The 19,910-nt window shown below is 44.0% G+C and carries 21 protein-coding genes and 2 tRNA genes; 13 read left to right on the top strand and 10 right to left on the bottom strand.

The features are described from left to right. Positions 1-395: 395 nt before the first annotated feature. Positions 396-472, top strand: a tRNA-Pro gene (locus AC55NX_RS00990). Between the two features lie 38 nt (positions 473-510). Here AC55NX_RS00990 and AC55NX_RS00985 read toward each other — a convergent pair. Together AC55NX_RS00985 and AC55NX_RS00980 are read right to left on the bottom strand one after the other, a co-directional pair. Next, a complete protein-coding gene (locus AC55NX_RS00985; protein ID WP_496994051.1) occupies positions 511-1,389 on the bottom strand; it encodes a TraB/GumN family protein in 879 nt (292 codons plus the stop codon). Positions 1,390-1,474: 85 nt separating this feature from the next. Beyond that, positions 1,475-4,213, bottom strand: a complete 2,739-nt coding sequence (locus AC55NX_RS00980) for a heavy metal translocating P-type ATPase (protein ID WP_496994050.1) — start codon at positions 4,211-4,213, stop codon at positions 1,475-1,477. Between the two features lie 246 nt (positions 4,214-4,459). On the opposite strand from AC55NX_RS00980, the gene gltX reads away from it, so the two are divergent. Continuing rightward, entirely contained in the window at positions 4,460-5,887 is a 1,428-nt protein-coding gene (gene gltX / locus AC55NX_RS00975; RefSeq protein ID WP_496994049.1) for a glutamate--tRNA ligase, read from the top strand. Between the two features lie 267 nt (positions 5,888-6,154). Beyond that, a complete protein-coding gene (locus AC55NX_RS00970; protein ID WP_496994048.1) occupies positions 6,155-7,156 on the top strand; it encodes an OmpA family protein in 1,002 nt (333 codons plus the stop codon). A gap of 157 nt (positions 7,157-7,313) precedes the next feature. On the opposite strand, the gene AC55NX_RS00965 is transcribed toward AC55NX_RS00970, so the two are convergent. Together AC55NX_RS00965 and AC55NX_RS00960 are read right to left on the bottom strand one after the other, a co-directional pair. Then, on the bottom strand, positions 7,314-7,820 hold the full coding sequence (locus AC55NX_RS00965; RefSeq protein ID WP_059121380.1) for a hypothetical protein: 507 nt from the start codon (positions 7,818-7,820) through the stop codon (positions 7,314-7,316). Positions 7,821-8,141: 321 nt separating this feature from the next. Then, positions 8,142-8,645, bottom strand: coding sequence for a MarR family winged helix-turn-helix transcriptional regulator (locus AC55NX_RS00960; protein ID WP_496994242.1), 504 nt, complete (start codon positions 8,643-8,645; stop codon positions 8,142-8,144). Between the two features lie 111 nt (positions 8,646-8,756). Here AC55NX_RS00960 and AC55NX_RS00955 point away from each other — a divergent pair, with 111 nt between their 5' ends. Continuing rightward, the gene (locus tag AC55NX_RS00955) at positions 8,757-9,668 is read left to right on the top strand and encodes a DMT family transporter (RefSeq protein WP_496994047.1); all 912 of its coding nucleotides are present in this window, start codon (positions 8,757-8,759) and stop codon (positions 9,666-9,668) included. A 73-nt stretch (positions 9,669-9,741) separates the two neighbouring features. On the opposite strand, the gene AC55NX_RS00950 is transcribed toward AC55NX_RS00955, so the two are convergent. Next, complete coding sequence (locus AC55NX_RS00950) at positions 9,742-10,170, bottom strand: Hsp20/alpha crystallin family protein (protein WP_496994046.1); 429 nt, start codon at positions 10,168-10,170, stop codon at positions 9,742-9,744. 300 nt (positions 10,171-10,470) lie between these two features. Between AC55NX_RS00950 and ompW the strand changes: the two genes are divergently transcribed. Together ompW and AC55NX_RS00940 are read left to right on the top strand one after the other, a co-directional pair. Next, positions 10,471-11,115: an outer membrane protein OmpW gene (gene ompW, locus AC55NX_RS00945; RefSeq protein WP_496994045.1), complete on the top strand. Its 645-nt coding sequence runs from the start codon at positions 10,471-10,473 to the stop codon at positions 11,113-11,115. A gap of 189 nt (positions 11,116-11,304) precedes the next feature. Beyond that, on the top strand, positions 11,305-11,904 hold the full coding sequence (locus AC55NX_RS00940) for a class I SAM-dependent methyltransferase (RefSeq protein WP_496994044.1): 600 nt from the start codon (positions 11,305-11,307) through the stop codon (positions 11,902-11,904). A 7-nt stretch (positions 11,905-11,911) separates the two neighbouring features. Here the strand turns inward: AC55NX_RS00940 and AC55NX_RS00935 are convergent. Both AC55NX_RS00935 and AC55NX_RS00930 read right to left on the bottom strand, forming a co-directional pair. Then, positions 11,912-11,987, bottom strand: a tRNA-Arg gene (locus tag AC55NX_RS00935). An 86-nt stretch (positions 11,988-12,073) separates the two neighbouring features. Beyond that, positions 12,074-13,213, bottom strand: a complete 1,140-nt coding sequence (locus AC55NX_RS00930; protein WP_496994043.1) for a flagellar assembly protein FlgT — start codon at positions 13,211-13,213, stop codon at positions 12,074-12,076. Positions 13,214-13,384: 171 nt separating this feature from the next. Between AC55NX_RS00930 and AC55NX_RS00925 the strand changes: the two genes are divergently transcribed. Both AC55NX_RS00925 and flgP read left to right on the top strand, forming a co-directional pair. Further along, a complete protein-coding gene (locus tag AC55NX_RS00925) occupies positions 13,385-14,020 on the top strand; it encodes a FlgO family outer membrane protein (protein ID WP_038183568.1) in 636 nt (211 codons plus the stop codon). A 9-nt stretch (positions 14,021-14,029) separates the two neighbouring features. Beyond that, the gene (flgP, locus tag AC55NX_RS00920; RefSeq protein ID WP_496994042.1) at positions 14,030-14,461 is read left to right on the top strand and encodes a flagellar assembly lipoprotein FlgP; all 432 of its coding nucleotides are present in this window, start codon (positions 14,030-14,032) and stop codon (positions 14,459-14,461) included. Between the two features lie 146 nt (positions 14,462-14,607). Here the strand turns inward: flgP and AC55NX_RS00915 are convergent, their stop codons facing one another. The 3 genes from AC55NX_RS00915 to flgA form a co-directional block, all read right to left on the bottom strand. Further along, positions 14,608-15,033, bottom strand: coding sequence for a flagella synthesis protein FlgN (locus AC55NX_RS00915; RefSeq protein WP_496994041.1), 426 nt, complete (start codon positions 15,031-15,033; stop codon positions 14,608-14,610). 62 nt (positions 15,034-15,095) lie between these two features. After that, on the bottom strand, positions 15,096-15,416 hold the full coding sequence (gene flgM / locus AC55NX_RS00910) for a flagellar biosynthesis anti-sigma factor FlgM (RefSeq protein WP_496994040.1): 321 nt from the start codon (positions 15,414-15,416) through the stop codon (positions 15,096-15,098). 118 nt (positions 15,417-15,534) lie between these two features. Continuing rightward, entirely contained in the window at positions 15,535-16,278 is a 744-nt protein-coding gene (gene flgA, locus AC55NX_RS00905; RefSeq protein ID WP_496994039.1) for a flagellar basal body P-ring formation chaperone FlgA, read from the bottom strand. 84 nt (positions 16,279-16,362) lie between these two features. On the opposite strand from flgA, the gene AC55NX_RS00900 reads away from it, so the two are divergent. The 5 genes from AC55NX_RS00900 to flgD all read left to right on the top strand — a co-directional run bounded on the left by AC55NX_RS00900 (position 16,363) and on the right by flgD (position 19,896). Next, a complete protein-coding gene (locus AC55NX_RS00900; protein ID WP_496994038.1) occupies positions 16,363-17,316 on the top strand; it encodes a chemotaxis protein CheV in 954 nt (317 codons plus the stop codon). Continuing rightward, entirely contained in the window at positions 17,313-18,140 is an 828-nt protein-coding gene (locus AC55NX_RS00895; protein ID WP_496994037.1) for a CheR family methyltransferase, read from the top strand. Before AC55NX_RS00900 ends, AC55NX_RS00895 begins: the two co-directional genes overlap by 4 nt. 210 nt (positions 18,141-18,350) lie before the next feature. Continuing rightward, positions 18,351-18,746, top strand: a complete 396-nt coding sequence (gene flgB, locus AC55NX_RS00890; RefSeq protein ID WP_038183588.1) for a flagellar basal body rod protein FlgB — start codon at positions 18,351-18,353, stop codon at positions 18,744-18,746. A 5-nt stretch (positions 18,747-18,751) separates the two neighbouring features. After that, positions 18,752-19,168 (top strand): flagellar basal body rod protein FlgC, encoded by a 417-nt coding sequence (gene flgC, locus AC55NX_RS00885; protein WP_077334050.1) that lies wholly within the window; start codon positions 18,752-18,754, stop codon positions 19,166-19,168. 17 nt (positions 19,169-19,185) lie between these two features. Beyond that, on the top strand, positions 19,186-19,896 hold the full coding sequence (gene flgD, locus AC55NX_RS00880) for a flagellar hook assembly protein FlgD (protein WP_496994036.1): 711 nt from the start codon (positions 19,186-19,188) through the stop codon (positions 19,894-19,896). Positions 19,897-19,910: the final 14 nt, after the last annotated feature.

The following is a 19,910-nucleotide window of genomic DNA, read 5'->3' as shown; positions in this document are numbered from 1 at the left end:
CATTCATGACTTTGTTGATAAGAAACGACACACTGTGACCAAACTGTGTTTACGCAGTGACAAACTGTTTATCAAAACAAGCTGCCCAAACAAACTGTCTGTCAAAACAAAACCCTGACGTTCAGCTTCAAGCGATGTTTCTGCAAAGTTGCGAAGACGTACTAAACATAAAGTGAGTCAATGAATAAAGTGATGATCTGGATCAAGTGTATTGATGAAGTTGCTTATTTGTTGAAATTCATGTGTTCATTGTCACATTTATAGCCAGAGATGGATGTCTTTTGAACACTTGATTATTTTTTTTGAAAAATTAGCGAAAATGAGTTGCGTCTATAACAAGAATCCGTATTATACCCATCCGTTGAGACGCTGTTGACAGCTGTCCAACCAAGACTCGGTGAATAGCGCAGTTTGGTAGCGCATCTGGTTTGGGACCAGAGGGTCGGGGGTTCGAATCCCTCTTCACCGACCATATTGAGAAGCCTCAGCACATGCTGAGGCTTTTTTCGTTTAGTGACATTCATTCATCTGAATCGTCCCTTTCTGAATGGTATTTTGTCGGGTGACGGTGAATCCTTGCTTGGTCAGTAATTGAATTAAGTTTTCCTGACCGATTAAGTGTAAGGCGCCAACGACGACGAGGTATTTTGAGGGATGTCCAGAAAAGATCGGCGGGGACGTCAGTTGGTTTAACCAGCGATGATTTCTTTGGATCTCAAGCTGTTCAGACATTTCCTGAGACATGTCATGATGGTCAATCAGTTGTTTCAATTGTTCTGGATCGCCCTGATGCCAGCTCGCCACCAAACACTCGGTTTCACGTGTGTTCTCTCCCCAGTCTTTCAGCGTTGCCGTCAGTAGCTCTTTACCATTCTGCTTCATACCAGCCAGCAGATCGATTTGAGACTGGAGTGATTCGAAGCCGATAATCGGAACGGATTCTGACGCTGCCTGTTGAATCATATATTGATCAATGCCGAGATCAGCGCGATACCCTAACCGAGTGATTGCCTGCATTTGTAAACCGATAGCCGTTTGCCATGGGGGCGATGTTTTCAGACGCTGAGCATTGAGGTTTAACTGTTCAGCGATACTCTCTAATTTTTCAAGCTCTGAAGCGGAGAGCACTTGCTGTGATGTCCACTTGACGGGCGGATACTGCAAATTGTTTGCCTGACGGATATCGGCTTCGACAATTAACCCATCACTGTCACGAAGAAAATCCATCACCGGTTTCGGTAAAGGGTACATATCCGGGTGCCCGACATGAATCGAGCCCAATAGCATCAGTTGCATCTGATTTTTACTGGCAAGCCAGTACAATGGCTCAGCGTGGGTATAGAAGCTGAGAATAATGGCTCCGACTGAAAGCAGGCGGGGGAGTTGCATAAGCTGATTTCCTATCTTCTGGCATTCGTCTGAACGCTAGCATAGATTGCGTCGTGACTGATAAGCAACTGTTTATGACCCAAAATCATTTAGCTTTTTGTCCTGAGTCATGTGGCTGATGCTGATTCTGGAATAGCCGTAACCGGTTAGCGTTTGTGACCACGGTAATCGACGATAAAGCCATCGCAGCACCGGCAATCACAGGGCTGAGCAGGAAGCCGAACCATGGATACAATACACCGGCTGCGACCGGAATACCGAGGGTATTGTAAATAAAAGCACCGAGCAGGTTCTGCCTGATGTTTTTAACGGTTGCTTTTGATAGTGAAATGGCATTAAGAATCGACAGGGGTGAGCTGTTGAGAAATGTCATCTGGGCACTTTCGATGGCCACATCACTGCCACTCCCCATTGCAATACCGAGATCAGCTTGTGCTAACGCTGGAGCATCATTAATGCCATCACCGACCATCGCGACTTTATGTCCGGCCTGCTGGCATTCGATGATGTGTGCTGCTTTTTGATCGGGGAGGACCTGTGCAATAACCTCCTGAATGCCTAATTGATTGGCAATACCTTGTGCGACAGTGTGGTGATCACCCGTCAACATCACTGTTTTGATCCCCAGCGCATTGAGTGCTTGAATCGCTTCTGCCGCATCAGCTTTAATTGGGTCTGCCACGGCAATCACACCTTGAATATCTTGATCAATGGCAATCAGAATCGGTGTCCATGCTTGAGCCAGAACATTATCAAGTGTGGTTTGTATCTGGCTGAATGAGAACCCTAAAGATGTCATGTAATGTACCGAACCAATATGAACAGCATGACTGTTGTAAGAGGCTTTGACACCACGTCCTCGCAGATTTTGAAATGATGAAATCTGAGCCGCTGAGATTTGTTTTGAACGTGCATACTCACACACCGCTTTAGCTAACGGGTGTTCTGATTGTTGTTCCAGTGCGTAGGCGATGGACAACAACTCGTGTTGTTCCCGCTGGAAGCTTTCAACCGCTTGAACCTTTGGTTTTCCTTCAGTTAATGTACCTGTCTTGTCAAAGACTACCGTATCGATGTGGCTGGTGGTTTGGAGTACCTCGGCATCGCGGATCAGGATACCCATTTCTGCGGCCTTGCCGACACCCACTGTCACCGATAGCGGGGTTGCGAGTCCCAATGCGCAGGGGCAAGCGATAATCAGAACAGTTGTAGCAACGACAAGCATATAGCTTACTTTGGGTTCGGGGCCGAACCAAAACCAGACCAATGCGGCTACGATAGCGATAGCCACGACAACGGGGACAAACACCGCAGAAATTTGATCGGCGAGTTTTGCGATTGGCGGTTTACTACTTTGTGCTCTTCTGACCATCTGAATAATACGGGAAAGCATCGTGTCACTGCCGACACCGGTCGCTTCAATCACCAGACCGCCATCGTGATTGATGGTCCCTGCGGAGACTGTATCTCCGGCACGTTTCAGTGTGGGAATGGGTTCTCCGGTCAGCATGGATTCATCCAGATAGGATTCTCCGTCTATGACGACCCCGTCAACCGGGAGTTTATCTCCGGGTTTAATCCTCAGGTGCATGCCTTTCTCAATCTGTGATACAGGAATGCTTTGATCGTCACTTTCGGTAATGAGTGTTGCTTGTTGGGGTTGGAGTTGGATCAATGCCTGTAACGACTGGGTCGTTTTTGCTTTGGCTTTTGATTCAATGGCATGTCCCAAAGAGATAAGACCGATAATCATGGCACTGGCTTCAAAATAGACATGACGCGCTTGGATTGGAAACCAGTCTGGAGCGATGACGACCATGATTGAGTAAAGCCATGCGACACCCGTACCTAAAGCGACCAGTGTATCCATGGTAGCTCTTTTGTGCCGCAGTGCCTGCCATGCACTTTGATAGAAGCCTTGGCCTGCGGTACACAGTAGCCCTAAACATAACAGGCCGACGATACCCCAGCCCAGTTGCTGTTGTTGGGTTTGGATCAGCATACTGCCGCCGAAGATACCCCATGCCATAATCGGAACACCCAGTGATAGTCCCATGATAGCGTGGCGGCGATGATATTTAAGCGTCGTCATTAAATGGGCTTGCTGTTTTTCCTGTTGCAGTGCCGGGTCATCAACGATTTCAGCGTCGTATCCGGCAGAGCGTATCGCAGCAATCAACTGTTCTTGATTCGGCTGTTGTGCTGAAAATGCTGCGGCACTCTGTTCTGATAAATTGACCTGAGCGCCTTCAATACCAGAAACGGATAACAGGGCCTTTTCTACGGAAGAAACACAACTGGCACAAGTCATCCCTTTGACGAGTAAATTTGTCGTGATGTCCGCACGATGCTGTTGAAGGGGTTTTGTTGCATCCGGAGTTGATTCCGTCTGTTTTTCTGTTTCTGTGGCTTGGGGCGCAGGATTTCTGCTTGAAGGAGGTGTTTCTGTAAAAGCTTCATAACCAAGTGATGCAACTTTATCGAGAATGGTCTGTTGCGGTAAGGTTGTGACTAGTGAGAGCGACTCCTTGGTCACATCCAAATCTTGAATCTGTTCACTTTCACTCAGGAGGTCGGTGAGTTTTTGGACACATTTGCCACAGTGCAACCCCTGCAATGTGTAGTGTTGTTTTTTACCAACCTGATATCCGAGAGATTCGATATTTCCGACGATCTCATCGATGGATGCATCGGTATCCATCTCAATGAGAGACGGGGATAGATTGCAGATTTCGACATTCAAATTCGCTTTTAGCTGACGTTCTACTTTTCGAGCGCAGCCCATACAATGCAAGCCTGATAACGGTAGTTTTAAATGATGCATGTTTGCCTCTTCCTCAATCCCATGTTGCTTAAAAATAAACCTTGACGCAAGGGGAAGGTCAAGGCATTTCGCTATTGTCGGTTCTTGTTGCTGAAGCGATGACGAGCTATCCACTGACATGTCTGAAAAATCAGGATAAAGGGTCATTGTCGAGATTGATACTCAGGTGCTAGAATACTGGCCAAATTTTGGCTGATACATCTAGATCTGAAGTTAATAAACTCGATCAGAATAAAGGTAAATCTCATGACGGTTAAAACGCGTTTTGCTCCAAGCCCTACAGGGTTTCTTCATGTCGGTGGTGCCCGTACGGCACTGTATTCCTGGCTCTATGCAAAAAATCAGGGCGGGGAGTTTGTTTTAAGAATTGAAGATACCGATTTAGAGCGTTCAACGCAGGAAGCGGTCGATGCAATTCTGGAAGGCATGAGCTGGTTAGGGTTGGATTGGGATGAAGGCCCTTATTATCAGACGAAACGTTTTGATCGTTATGATGAAGTTGTGGAGCAGTTACTTGCTGCCGGAAAAGCATATAAGTGTTATGCATCTAAAGCGCTGTTGGATGAAGTCCGTGCCGAGCAGGAAGCGAACAAAGAGAATCCTCGTTATGATGCCAATCATCCGAAAATCAAAGCTGTGAATGACGCGGCAAAAGATGGTGATGCTTTTGTGGTGCGCTTCCGTAATCCGAAAGAGGGAAGTGTCGTATTTGACGATCAAATTCGCGGACGGATAGAAATCCGTAATGATCAACTCGATGATTTGATTATCCGCCGGACCGACGGTTCCCCGACTTATAATTTCTGTGTGGTTGTCGATGACTGGGATATGGGCATCACCCATGTTGTCCGGGGGGAAGACCACATCAACAACACCGTGCGTCAAATCAATATCTATGAAGCGCTGGGAGCAACGGTTCCGACGTTTGCGCATTGTGCCATGATCTTAGGGGATGATGGTGCCAAACTCTCGAAACGTCATGGCGCTGTTTCGGTGATGCAATATCGTGATGAAGGCTACCTGCCAGAAGCATTAAATAACTATTTAGTACGGCTGGGTTGGTCTCATGGTGATCAGGAAATCTTCTCTCGTGATGAAATGATTGAACATTTTAGTCTGAATGCGATTAGCAAATCGGCATCTGCGTTTAATACGGATAAATTGTTATGGTTAAACCATCACTATATCAAACACTCGGATCCTGAATATGTTGCCGGACATCTGCAATGGCATCTGGACCATCAGGGAATCAACCCTGAAAATGGCCCGGCGGTAACGGAAGTGATTCAACTGCTGGCTGACCGCGTGCAGACACTGGTTGAGCTGGCGCAGCAGGCGCGTTATTTCTATGAAGATTTTGATGCGTTTGATGATGCTGCCGCGAAAAAACATTTACGTCCGGTTGCCAAAGAGCCTCTCGCACTGGCTTTGGAAAAAATAACAGCGCTGGAGACGTGGACCACTGAGAGTCTTCATCAGGTCATTGCTGATGTATGTGAGAGCCTTGAACTCGGGATGGGCAAAGTGGGGATGCCGTTGCGTGTTGCAGTCACTGGCGGGGGGCAGTCTCCGTCTGTCGATGCAACCATGCAACTCATTGGTAAAGCGCGTGTCATGAAGCGGATTCAGATGGCACTCGAATTTATTGAGCAGCGAGAAGCGAATGCAGGCTAAAGGCTAACGCCACAAGATAATTTGAATATAGTTGAGAAGCCGCAACGTATGTCGCGGCTTTTTCTATTCCGATCGTATATAATATATGTTGCATTGAGCTGGATTGATGCAACTGATCCATTGTCGTGTTTCAGACTCGATAAAAGGTGACAGTAATTTAACACCCTCTTCTCTCATTTTTTACAGTGATGCAATAGAGTAACACTGATTCTATGTGTTCGGTGCTGAGGCAAATTCGAGCATTCACAATAAAAAAGGAATAGAAGCATGAATAAAATGTTAATAGTGGTATCGGTAACATCATGGATGGTTTCCGCAATGATTCATGCCGAGGTTTATGTCGGTGGTAAAGTGGGTCAGTCTTGGTTGGATGATGGATGTCGTCCGACAGATGTCTGCGATGACGATTCATCGGCAGTCGGTGCTTTTCTTGGATATCAGGTTTGGGATCATGTGGCACTTGAGGCCGGATATGATTATCTGGGAAAATTTACCGGGGCTGGTATGGTCAATGAACATGTCAACGCGGTGACCATTGCGCCTAAGTTTGACTTTCCTCTCTATAAAAACCTCGACCTGTATGCAAAACTCGGAGGTGCTTACGTTGACTATGGCTCTAAAGATGATTGGTCTTATCTGGCGGCGGCTGGTCTTGAACTGAATGCGACTGACAATGTTGCTGTCCGTCTGGAATATCAGACGCTCACTGATATGAATAATGATATTGTTCGAGCTGAAGGTAATATGGCAACACTAGGTGTGACATATCGTTTTGGCCACTCGGAGTCTACACCCGTTACGACGAGTAAGCCTCGGCCTGCTGTTGTTGAACCGGCCGTTGTTGAAGAAGCACCTGAACCTGTTCCGGCAGAGCCGGCTGACACGCCAGTGATTAAAACGGTGAAAAAGAGCCTGAGTAGTGAAAGTAGTTTTGCGTTAAACAGTGCTGTACTAAACAAACAGGGCGTTGCTGATCTTCAGGAAGCCGTTGAATTGATGTCTCGTCATTCTCAAGCAACGGCGACGGTGACTGGTTATACCGATTCAACAGGTTCAAAGGAATACAACCAATCACTTTCATTGAAAAGAGCTCAGGCTGTTGCCGAGCAGCTCGTTTCTCAGGGGATTGATGCTGATCGAATCACCGTTCGCGGCATGGGGGAATCAGATCCCGTAGCATCCAACGACACCAAAGAAGGCCGGGCGAAAAACCGTCGGGTTGAAGTTGAAGTACCGACATTTACTTATCAGGTTGTCATTAAAGAATAAACAAGTTGCTACTATCGGATTCAACTTTGTTGAGCGCTGTGACATGAGAGCTTAAAGCACGCATATCGCAGCGTTCTTATTTGTCAGTAAAAAAGATCATGATAGGAAATGTGCACGATACCAATGGAATGAATCGGTGAAGACGGTAAGATCGTGATTACTTCAGGTCGATGCTATTTAATCTGCCCATAAAAATAAGAATGTCGAGATAATCTTTATGAGCGTCGAGAAGCGCCTTTTTGGTTCTTGTATATGCGGCCAGTTTACCATGCTTGTTGATTGAACAGACAACGCTCTTGAAGTGGCATTTCCCCTGATTGTCATAAGTCCGCCAGGCTGCAATGTAGCAAGCATCCCGATAGCTTGGGTTCTCTTTTGTGGGGCGAGGTTTATAGATAATCTTAGGTTCAAGGCTGTGAGGTAACCGAGTCATCAGATAAGGGTCTTTGAGCAGCATTCGCCAGTGCTTTCCCCACATTTGACGACCAAGTTCATTACGAAGCAAGATCGCCTTTTTCAGACCTTTCTTTTCACCAATACGAATGAAACCAACAGAGCGATGTAAAACTTTATCATCTGGCGTATGTATGTGAATTTTGTAAGCTGTTTTCGCTTTAGAAATAAAGCGATGGCCAGTATTGGTTTCAAGATTACTCTTCTTCATCCGTTTGTTATCTATATTTTTATTATTAACAATAGTAGATCAAATCACCACTAAGGTGAAGTGGTTCCGTTCACTTCAGTTCAGTCATGAGTAAGGAGACAGAGAATACAGATCATGGCTGTTATGATCAGCGCGTCTCAATCCCAATTCATCCCTTAATTCAGATAAGGATTCAATTCAGACTGATCCAAGTCATACGACTAACGCCTCTGGTATTCTGATCTAGTTTGAGATAACACACAACAATTGTGACAATATTCGAGAAATCCATTCAATTTTTATTGCAAGAAAAGTAACACCCATACGCCTTTTGACTCAATATTATTTGTCCGGGGGGGGATTCTGGGTAAATGACGATAGCCAAGACTTAAGCAGAGCAGAGAGTTGCGATTGCTCCGTTGGGTTTAAGACGCTGATCAGTCTTTCCTGAGCCTGAACATGTTCCGCTAGTGCTTGATTGATGAGTTGATAACCTTGTTCGGTTAGTAGCACAGAGATACTCCGACGATCAACGTCGCTATGAATTCGGGTAATTAAATGTTTCTGTTCCAGTTTATCGAGCCGATTTGTCATCGCTCCGGAGGTCAGCATCACGGTACTGATTAATGCTGAAGGGGTTAACTGATAAGGTGCGCCAGATCGGAGTAATGTCGCCAGTACGTCAAACTCTCCCATTTTGAGATCATAGCGTTTATGAATACTGGCTATTTCCTGTTCTAAATGTTTGGTCAAATGAATTATCCGGCCAAAAATACTCATTGGCAGTGTATTCAGTTCTGGTTTTTCTGCCGCCCACTGATTGACGATCCTGTCGATAGTATCCATAGCCACATGTATCTCGTTAAAAGATTAAAATAATATCTTAACATAAAGATTCTTTACAAAGATAAATTACTTTTTTATGATTAATAAAATCTCAACGTAAAGATACTTTATATGAATATAATATTAGCGATGGTTGCTACATTTTTGTGGGGAACGACTTATGCAGTCACTCAGGCAACATTATCGGGCTGGCCTCCGTTGTTGCTTGGTGTATTGCGAGCTTTACCGGCAGGTTTAGTCCTTTTTGCAATTAAGCCAACTTTTCCTGATAAAGGGACCTGGAAAGTATTGCTCACCACTGGTTTGGTGAATATCGCTATATTTTTCTGCTGTATATTTGTGATGGCGCTTACCTTACCTTCAGCAATATCCAGTGTCGGGATGATGTCGGTACCGGTTTTTGCAATGCTGATCCAATGGATAGTGATGAAACAGCGTCCTTCTGCCATTCAAATCATTTCTGGTTTGGCTCTGTTAGGATTTGCTGCGCTGCTATTTGATCCTGGCCGTCTGAATCTGAGTTTGCTCGGGCTTTCCGCGATGTTAATTGGTATCTTATGTCTGATTTGCGGCAGCACATTGACTCAAATGTTGAGCCAGAAATTAGCATGGTGGTGTGTACTGACTTGGCAACTGATTCTTGGTGGTCTTGCATTGTTATTGATTACATTGGTGCACTTGAGCTATGAACCGACTCTCTATATCAATGCGTGGCAGCACCTGTCAGGAAAGAACCTGTTAGGACTGCTTTGGCTCTGTATTTTGAATACTGCGGTAGCATACTCTCTCTGTGTTTGGACGCTAAAACAGCTTTCTGTTGTTGAATTTACTTTTGCCGGAGTTGCCAATCCTGTTGCTGGAATTCTGTGTGGTCTGATGTTGGTGGGCGAATCTTATACCCTGATACAGTACAGCCTTATGATAGGTATGATTGTGATGTCTTTATTCCCTCAGTTCGTTAAAAGTTATCACAAGTACCGAAGCTCATTGAAGCACGTTCTTCAGCCACTCTCTGAAAAATAATGAAAATTTCTTTAGGAATCAAACAGAAAAAGCGGTGATAGACACCGCTTTTTGTCGTTGGAGCTTTCAGACATCAGTTGATTTTAATGTGCTGGGCTGCTTCGTCCGGCTTCATTTCTATTTTCGGCACGACAACAACCAGTACACCATCTTGATACTCCGCATAAATTTCTTTCGCGTTGATATTGTCACCTAAAGTAAAGCTGCGTACCATTTTACCTTGATAGCGCTCTCTATGAATGACTTTATCCCCATCGGTTTTCTGCTCATTTTTTAAGGTCGATGCTTCGATCGTCAGAGTGCCATGTTGACAGCTCACCGAAATATCATCTTTTTCGACCCCGGGTAAATCTGCGATAATTTCAAATGCAGTTTCTTTATCCAATACATCAACCCGCGGAGAAAAAGATTCGATATTGAAACTTGGCCGAATTGACGGAAAAGCATGATCAAACAAATGATAGAAATCAGACCATGAGTCACGTGGAATTAAGCTCATCATAATCCTCCTGTTTGCCATCTTCGAACTCTTTATTAGTGTAGAACTCGTTCCGATAATTAAATAAAAATATGTACATAAATTGATTTGAATCAATTTCGAGCGGTATTTTTTATTATAGCTATGAATGGTTTTTCTTAGTTATGTAACTTTATGTTTCATGAGAAATGTGATTTTTTTATCATAATGATGCGATTTTTGTGTATAAATTTTACAAATTGATTTCCATCAAAATAGTGTGGTTTTTATGTGCTACCGTGTGCGCCAGTAAAGTCTTTTTGCTCAATGACAAGGAAAAATATAATGAAAAAAACACTTTGTGGATTAGCCATCATGACTGCTTTCGTTTCTGCAGGCGCTTTTGCCCACCAAGAAGGTGATTTTATTGTGCGTGCCGGAATCACGTCGGTTATCCCGAATGATAGCAGTGATAAAATCTTAGGCAGTCAGGAAGAGTTGGAAGTCAATACCAATACTCAGCTGGGTTTAACCTTCGGTTACATGATTACGGATAAAGTCAGTTTTGAAGTTTTGGCTGCGACACCGTTTTCTCATGAAATCTCCACACAACTTGCTAATTTAGGTGAGATTGGTGAGACCAAACATCTGCCACCAACATTTATGTTTGAATACTACTTCGGTCAGTCAAATTCAGAATTTCGTCCTTATGTGGGCGCTGGTATCAACTACACCACGTTCTTTGATGAAAAAATCAATGGTACTGGTGCTTCTGCCGGTTTAAGTGATCTGAAGTTGGATGATTCTTGGGGATTGGCGGTGAATGCTGGTGTTGACTACAAGATCAATGACAGCTGGTTTGCAAACGCTTCAATTTGGTATGCTGATATTGATTCTACGGCAACCTATAAGTACAACGGCGTTGAACAATCTACTGAAGTTCATATTGATCCGATTATCGTGATGATTTCCGGAGGCTATAAATTTTAGATATTCCCACTTTCCATATAGCAATATTAAGGCAGCTTAGTAAGCTGCCTTTTTCGTTTGTACGATTCAAGGTTTCACTCCTGATGGCGGTTTTGTTGAGCAGCTGAATGGGAAAGAGAATTGGCTTGTTCTTGAAATGACATCCCGTTTTATTTAAATTAGAATATTCTAATTTAAAGGGGCAATATTATGTGGGATGACCGATATCAGGCCGATACATATATCTATGGCAAAGAGCCAAATGATTTTCTGCGTGAAAGCGTGCAAAATCAATACCTGCCGTTAGGAACGGTTTTGTGTCTGGCTGATGGTGAAGGGCGAAACTCTGTCTATCTGGCGAAATGTGGCTATGACGTGACGGCTGTGGATTTATCTGCAGTAGCGATCGAAAAAGCCCGTCGGTTTGCCGCCGAGAATCATGTGTCTGTGAGTTTTATTCAGGCTGACCTGAATGAGTTCGATTTAGGGCTTGCACAGTGGCAAGCGGTTGTGGCGGTCTTTTGCCATCTTCCGCCCGTGGTGCGGCAAAAATTACACCAGTCATTACCGAGAAGTCTCAAAACGAATGGGGTTTATCTGGTTGAAGGGTATACGCCAGAGCAGTTGAAATATAAAACTGGTGGTCCTTCTGAGACTGATATGATGTTATCACGGCAGGTTTTGATTCATGAACTTCCGACGTTGTCCCCTTGGTATATTGAAGAGAAAGAAAGGGAGATCTATGAAGGTGTCATGCACCGCGGCAGGAGCCATGTCGTTCAGGCGATAATGAAGAAGAATATGCCATAGGCCGATGTGGCGTCCCCTGCGAGATTTGAACTCACGTCTAAGACTTAGGAGGTCCTTGTTCTATCCAACTGAACTAAGGGGACATCGGTATTTGCTGCACGCCCGGAAAGACTGTACAGCAATGTGTTCATATAGTACTGATTTAACTGAGATAAGTTAAGTCTTGATTTTATTTCATGAGCTGTTTGTTCATTACGTCGCCAATTTGGATGCTATCAGCTAATTCAGGCTGATCAACCGACAGTTCCGCTTCCGTTTCATAAACGCGTTCGACTGTCAGTGTGATATCGCTTTGAGTAACCTTATTCCGGGCTAATCCTCTTTGATCAATAAAGGAACCTGTATGCCATAACTGAAGTTTATCCTTTTTCTGAACGCCATGGACTCTGCCTAAATTCATCATCACGATACGGCCTGATTTAGAAATAACTTCCGGCAAGGTGATTTTACACGACAGTTCCGATTCAAGATCCAACATCACATGGCGGCTGAGACGGAGTAACATTTCACCATAGGTTGAAGACCAGAAACGAGCGCTTTGAGTATCAACCTGGCTGGTTCTCGGAAACGGCCAACGGGCGATTTCACGATAATTACGATTGATGATTGCGTTGCCTGTTTCGCCATCGAAGACACTCAAATCCATTGCAAACTGACGATTAATCACTTCATCTCCTGATGGGTCAGCAGCGACTGTTGCCGTGAGGTCGGTGATATTGCCGGCAATAATGTATTGGGCATTATTATCTTCAGCGATCATTTTGAGTCGAGCCGGAAAGTTTTTATCAATCTCATAATCTGTTGTACCGACCGAGATAAAACTATGAGATTCCTTATCCAACTGTTTATTTAACACTTGGGAAAAGTCATCGCCAATCTGGTAGATTTGCCCCATCACAGCCTGTTGTGGTGAAGACAGTGTGATATTACTCACCAACACGGTTTTCTTATATTGTTCCACCTGACAACCTGATGAGGATGGATAAATATCGATCCGGACTTTGACATAGGCAACGTTGTTTTTGATCGCTTGGTCTTCGACCAGAATGTAACGGACTTCATGATTGGTAAACTGAAACTCAGTACGTTGAGCATCCAGTAATGGGTAGAGGTTACTGATGCTACCGATATCCGCTCCGGAAAAACTGATCGCTTTATATACGGCATCTTCAAGTGCGTATAGCTTTGCCTGAGATTCCGATGAAACGACTGCCGCGCTGCCGGTGACTTCATACCATGAGGCCGTTGCCGGCACTGTACCGCATATGAACAAAGAAAGTGATAAGAGGATGGTTCCTACATTTTTCATATTTACCTACCAATCAGGTATAAAATTTGCTTGTTATTCTGATAACGGTGATAAGAGCAGTTATCGGCAAAGCTTTTCTTGATGATGAATAACAAGAGAAAAGCAAAGAGTGTTCCACTTTTGCGTCAAAAACTGGACGCTTGAATGACCGAGCTATCTGGAGAGCGGAAAATGAAAAAATGGCTATCGTTAGTGCCCGCATTATTTTTAACAGCGTGCGCCTATGCCCCGATATATAATGGTAAAGAGCCCTATAAAGGCTCCCAGTTTATGTTATTAGAAAGTCCTCGTCACACTTTAGATTTTTTTGTTGAGAGTATGACTGAAGATTTAATGAAGTCGAATACCAGTGTCACGGCAAGAACACCAATTGCAGTCACTTCGTTCGTTGACTTGCAAAATATGGATACCACCAACTGGTTGGGGAATTCAGTCACGGAAGGGTTCATTCACCAGTTGCAACAACGAGGGTTCCAAGTTGTTGATTTTAAAACGACAGGTTCTATTCAGGTGACCCATCAAGGGGATTTTGCGTTTAGTCGTGATTGGAAAGATCTGGCCCAGCAGCAGGAAATTCAATATGTGCTGACCGGAACAATGCTGCGTCAGGAAGGTGGCGTGCTAGTTAATGCCCGGGTGGTTGGGATGCAATCCCGTGTGGTTGTCGCGACCGCTCAGGGATTCTTGCCTGCGGATCGGATTGGCCGGGATTTGGATACCTTGAATGCAGTCCGGACTGAAGATGGAGTATTGATTCGTTCTGATCCGACAATGACTCAGCCTTACACTGTTATTCTGCGTCCTTAGGAGTTGCTGATGAAAGTTTGGTTAATGAGCGCGATGTTCTTATTGTTGGTCGGATGCCAGCCGTTGCAGACCATGAATAAACAGGAGTGGCTGACGGCTGTCGGTTATGCTTCGATTAGTGAACAAAAAGGTCGCAATGTAGAAGAGAAGCAAGTTCGTGCTATGCGAGCATCTAAAATCGATGCTTATCGTGAGCTGGCTGAGCAGGTTTATGGTATGCGGGTTAGCGGGCGAGCGGAACTCATGGATCAAAGACTTGGAACGGAAGCGACATCTGGTGCTGTTGATGGAGTGATTCGGGGGGCCGAGGTTGTCAGAAGTTATAAAGTCGGAGATAGTTATGTTACAGAGCTGCGTTTGAACGTGGATAAGATGGAAAAGCTGAGAGATTATGGTGAAGTTCAGCAGGTTCCTGAAAAGCGGCAGCAGACCTTATTTTAATCTGTCATGATTGACAATTTTATTGCCACATTAGCGGCAAGTCCTTTCTCTCCAGAGCATAAAAAAGCGGCAATGATTGCCGCTTTTTTACATTGAATGAATTCTACGAGAGTACGGAGAGAACAGAATCATGGGAAGCAGTTCTATCAAGCTTTGATATTCGTGCCCAAAGTAGAAATGGAACGCGTTTGCCCTTCAGCAGTGTAAGTCATGCCCATTTTTCCCTGACTCTGTTGCATCAAATTATTCAGTTTATGGAAACTCATCTGAGCTCGATTGAGAGCTTCACCGTTAATACTGTTTGCCTGTTGGCAATCCCAGATGACGGCCTTTATCTGTTCGACCAGACTTTTCAATGTCTCATCCTCTTGCAGGCTCGATACATGAGAATGTGATTCAATCCGTCGGTCAGTCTCGTTGAGCTGGTTAATCAAAGTAATTTTTTGTTTGGCAATGGCTTCAATTTGCGATGAATTACGTTGGGTAATGACTACCTTCTCCTGCTCTAGAAGTTCGGAGAGAGACTGAGCGTTTTTCAACTGAAACTCAAGTAGGTCTTGTAGTGCTGCCATGACTTAATTACCTGATTTCTTGGCACAGATGTCTGTTGTATCGACCGATAACAATCGATCGACTATTGCAGGCCATCCAGCTCTTTTTCGAATTTGATCATGTTGTCTGCTAGTTTTTCTGCGTCAACACGATAAGAACCATTCGCGATTGCTTCTTTAATTGCCTCGACTTTCGCGCTATCAAAAGCGGGGCTTGATGCAAGTTTGCTATGAATTTCACCCATTGCTTTACTTTGTGAACTCAGAGACACAGCATCTTTTTTATCCGATGATGAAGGGTGATTTATTTTCTCTGAGTTTGATGTATTGTGCTCTGTACGGGTCGATTTCCGACTCGTATTTGTCAGAGACTGGCCAGAACGCACATTATCAATGCTTGCCATAATTGAGCCTTTTTATCAAAGTTAAACATCTGTACCGTCAATATCGACAGACCTACACCTTACTTTAGCATTTTCTTTGCCAAAAATGATGTTTTTTTATGCGCTATGGCTAGAAATGTTAAAACCGGACGGTCACTTCACCAATTCCTGAGACCTGTGCATCAATGATTCGGTTGGATTTATCGTTTTTAACCCGAATTTGTTCACCTAAGTCACCGTCTGACAATGCTGTGCCTTGCGTAATAATGGATAAACCATTTTTAACTGCTTTAATTGTCACGGTTTCATTACGGCAGACAATACAGATATCCCGGTCACTAATGATATCGTTTAGTGGAATGTTTCTTTTAACTTTTGCTCCGATCACTTGATCAATTGTCGAAAAACCTTGCTGTCGGAAGCGAAGCAGATCTACCATACCCAAAGTAACGTCTTGTTGACTAATGATTTGTCCTCGATTGAGCGGGGTGGCAGCGAGCACGGCGGGGACTGTGATATCCAATTTAACGGGAACATAAATCCGCCAATTATCTGTCGGACATTCAACAAGAACAGTGATATGGCTTGCAGAACCATTTCTTGATGAGGAAAAAGCCTTTAATCCAGTTGGACAATCGGATGCTTGTATCCGATTATCAAGAGGTGCCGCTGTGGCAACAATTTTCCCGCCTGATGGATGCTCGATAACAGTGGTAGCGTATTTCTCTGCGGTTTCTCTAATATGATCAAGTTGTTCTTGAGTTGCTGCCTGAGTCGAAATATTAAAGAAAACAGATAAAATGACGATAATGCTATAAAAAAGTTTAAAGAAAGCTCTACACTTAGTAAAAGGCAGAGGGGATAGGCACAGTTTCTTGAACATGATTCTGGTTCCCTTAATTTATTCATCGCTTGTTGTAGACTATCACTTTTTTACGGAAAAAGTTTGAGAGATGGAGATGGGGTTATGACGGGTATTCTTGATTCTGTGAATCAGCGTACACAACTCGTTGGGCAGAACCGCTTAGAATTGTTGACATTTCGGTTGAATGGGCGCCAGCGTTACGGCATTAATGTATTTAAAGTAAAAGAGGTGTTGCAGTGCCCGAAGTTGACTGCGATGCCAAATCTACATCGTTTAGTAAAAGGTGTTGCTCACATTCGTGGACAAACCGTTTCTGTCATTGATTTAAGCTTAGCGATTGGCGGACGGGCAACGACTGATGTCGAGAAAAGTTTTGTCGTCATCGCTGAGTTTAACCGAACAATTCAAGCGTTTCTCGTCGCCTCGGTCGAACGCATCGTCAATATGCGTTGGGAAGAGATTTTACCACCGCCTGAAGGCGCCGGGAAAGCAAACTATCTGACGGCTGTGACCAACATTGAGAACGAACTGGTTGAAATTATTGACGTTGAGAAAATCTTAGCGGAAATTGCTCCGATTGATGAAACAATGGATTCAGCCATCGTAGAAGAGATTGCTCATGCCGGCGAAAATACGGAACAGGAATTTGTTCGCCGTATCTTGATTGCTGATGATTCAACCGTTGCCCGTAAACAGGTTCAACGTGCAGTGGAGTCAATCGGTTTTGAAGTTATTGCCGTAAAAGATGGTAAGGAAGCTTATGAAAAATTGGTTGAGCTTTCTGATACTGATAATATTTTTAACCATATTTCATTGGTTATTTCAGATATCGAAATGCCTGAAATGGATGGATATACTCTCACAGCTGAAATTCGTCGTAATCCGAAGCTGAAAGATCTTTATGTTATTCTCCATTCATCATTAAGTGGTGTATTTAATCAGGCTATGGTAGAAAGAGTAGGCGCGAATACATTCATCGCGAAGTTTAATCCTGATGAACTTGGTAATGCGGTAAAAGCTGCATTGGTTGACACTGGGCTAAAGAGAAGTGAATGACTGCAATAACGATCAGCGAACAAGAATATAAAGATTTTTGCCGCTTTTTAGAGTCTCAATGTGGGATTGTACTTGGGGATAGTAAGCAATATCTAGTTCGAAGCCGTCTTAGTCCGTTAGTTACAAAATATAAGATGGACTCCTTATCGACATTACTGAAAGAAGTGGTGAGAGGTGTCAGTCGAGATCTAAGAATTGCCGCTGTCGATGCCATGACAACCAATGAAACCTTGTGGTTTCGTGATAGTTACCCGTTTACAGTCCTGTCAGAACGATTGCTGCCTGAATTGGCAGCCAGTCGTCGACCGATTAAAATTTGGTCTGCAGCGAGTTCTTCCGGTCAGGAACCTTATTCGATTGCAATGACGATTCTAGAAACACAGCAGAAAAAGCCGGGATTGTTAACGAATTGTTCGATTACCGCGACGGATATATCCTCAACAATGTTAGATATTTGCCGTATCGGTAGTTACGATAGTCTGGCGCTGGGACGAGGTTTATCCCCCGAGCGCCGCCGTGCTTTCTTTGAAGATGCCGGAGACGGCAGAATGAAAATCAAAGATAATGTAAAACGTTTGGTGAGTTTTAAGCCTCAGAATTTGATGGAAAGTTATTCTTTGTTGGGTAAGTTTGATATTATTTTCTGCCGGAACGTTTTAATTTATTTCTCAGCGGATATGAAGTCGAAAGTTCTCAATCAAATGGCGAATAGCTTGAATCCGAACGGATATTTGTTGCTGGGGGCTTCTGAATCGTTGACTGGCCTGACGGACCGTTTTGAGATGGTGCGTTGTAATCCCGGCATTATCTATAAACTTAAATAAACATTTTTATTCTCTTTTTAGACCCGGCATTGCCGGGTTTTTCTTTTCTACCGTCACAACTTTGGTCTGAAATTTGCCTATATTCATGATGAAGTAAAGTGATGATATGTTCACTATGATTATCTCAGGATGAGCGATAAGAGTTAATGTTGGTACATAAATTGCTAAAGTTATGGTGTGGCAAATCAATATATCCATGAAGAGGCGTATATGGCAATCTCATTTGATAAAGCGTTAGGCATTCACCAGTACACTGTCGGTGTCCGTGAGCGTAATGCAGAGATGATTTCCAGCAACATCGCGCAAGCGAATACGCCAGGATATAAGGCCAAAGCTTTAGATTTTGACAAAGCATTACAAGCGGCAAGTTCGGGGGCAAGTATTAGTCTGGCCCGTACCAATGGACGGCACATTCCTGCCTCCATGTCGGTAATAGGGGAAGAGCTTTACCGCATCCCGACGCAACCCGATACCGGTGACGGCAATACGGTTGATGTCGATTTAGAGCGAAATCTTTTTATGCAAAATCAGCTTCGTCATCAGGCTTCCCTTGACTTTCTGGGTGGAAAGTTCAAAGGAATGACCAAAGCAATTAAAGGGGAGTAAATTAGATGAGTCTATTTAACGTATTCAATGTTACAGGTTCTGCCATGAGTGCTGAGTCTGTTCGTCTAAATACAACCTCAAGTAATTTGGCGAATGCTGATAGTGTGAGTAGTTCTGCAAAAGATACTTATAAGGCGCGTCATCCGATATTTGCCGCTGAGTTAAATCGGGCAAAATCGAAAGATGACTATACTGTACCGGTGAAGGTCTTAGGGGTCTTGGAAAGTAACAAACCATTAGTTGCGGAATATAATCCTGACCATCCTCTGGCAAATGAAGATGGTTATATTTATAAGCCGAATGTGAATGTGATGGAAGAAATGGCAAATATGATTTCAGCTTCACGAGCATATGAAACCAATGTTCAACTGGCTGAAGCGAGTAAGCAGATGTTGCTCAGAACATTGCAGATGGGTCAGTGAGGTATAGGAGATAACATATGGCCGGAATAGATAATGTTGGTCAAAATGGCAGTTTGTCCTATATCGATCAACTCAAGAAACTTCAAGAGCAGAAAAAGCCTGATGAGGTCACTGGTAAACAGGATCTGAAACAGGAAGACTTTTTGTCGCTGCTCACCAAACAGCTGGCACAGCAAGATCCATTTAAGCCGGTCAGTAATGACCAGATGATTGCTCAGATGGCATCGTTTGCGACGGTTGATGGTATCGGAAAGATGAACTCTCAGTTTGAAAGTCTTAACTCTTCGATGACGTCGAATCAAGCACTACAGGCCTCTTCATTAGTTGGTCGGGACGTCCTTGTTCCCGGAGCCAGCGGGGTGAAGAAAGATCAAGGCGACATGGCGGCAATGGTGAAACTTCCTGCGTCTGTTGATAATTTACTTGTCCGGATTGAAGATACTGCCGGACAGTTGGTAAGAACATTTGATGTCGGTGCAAAGCCTGCGGGTGATAACCGGATTGAATGGGACGGCAAAGACCAAAACGGCAACCCTTTACCGGGAGGCAAATATAAAGTTAAAGCTTCAGGTCTCGTAGACGGAAAGAGCAAAGAATTTGATGTTTCAACTTATGCAAACGTCAACAGCGTTCTTCTTGGCAAAGGTGATGGTAACGTACTACTCAATCTGGCTGGCTTTGATTCGCCAGTTCGACTTGCTGAGGTACTGGAAGTAGGCAAAGCGTAAGACGCTAGCTAGAT

It is taken from the genome of Vibrio rubrogenes, assembly GCF_059641415.1.
The sequence above is the reverse complement of the archived record's forward strand: the minus strand, read 5'-3'. Positions and strand labels throughout refer to the sequence as shown.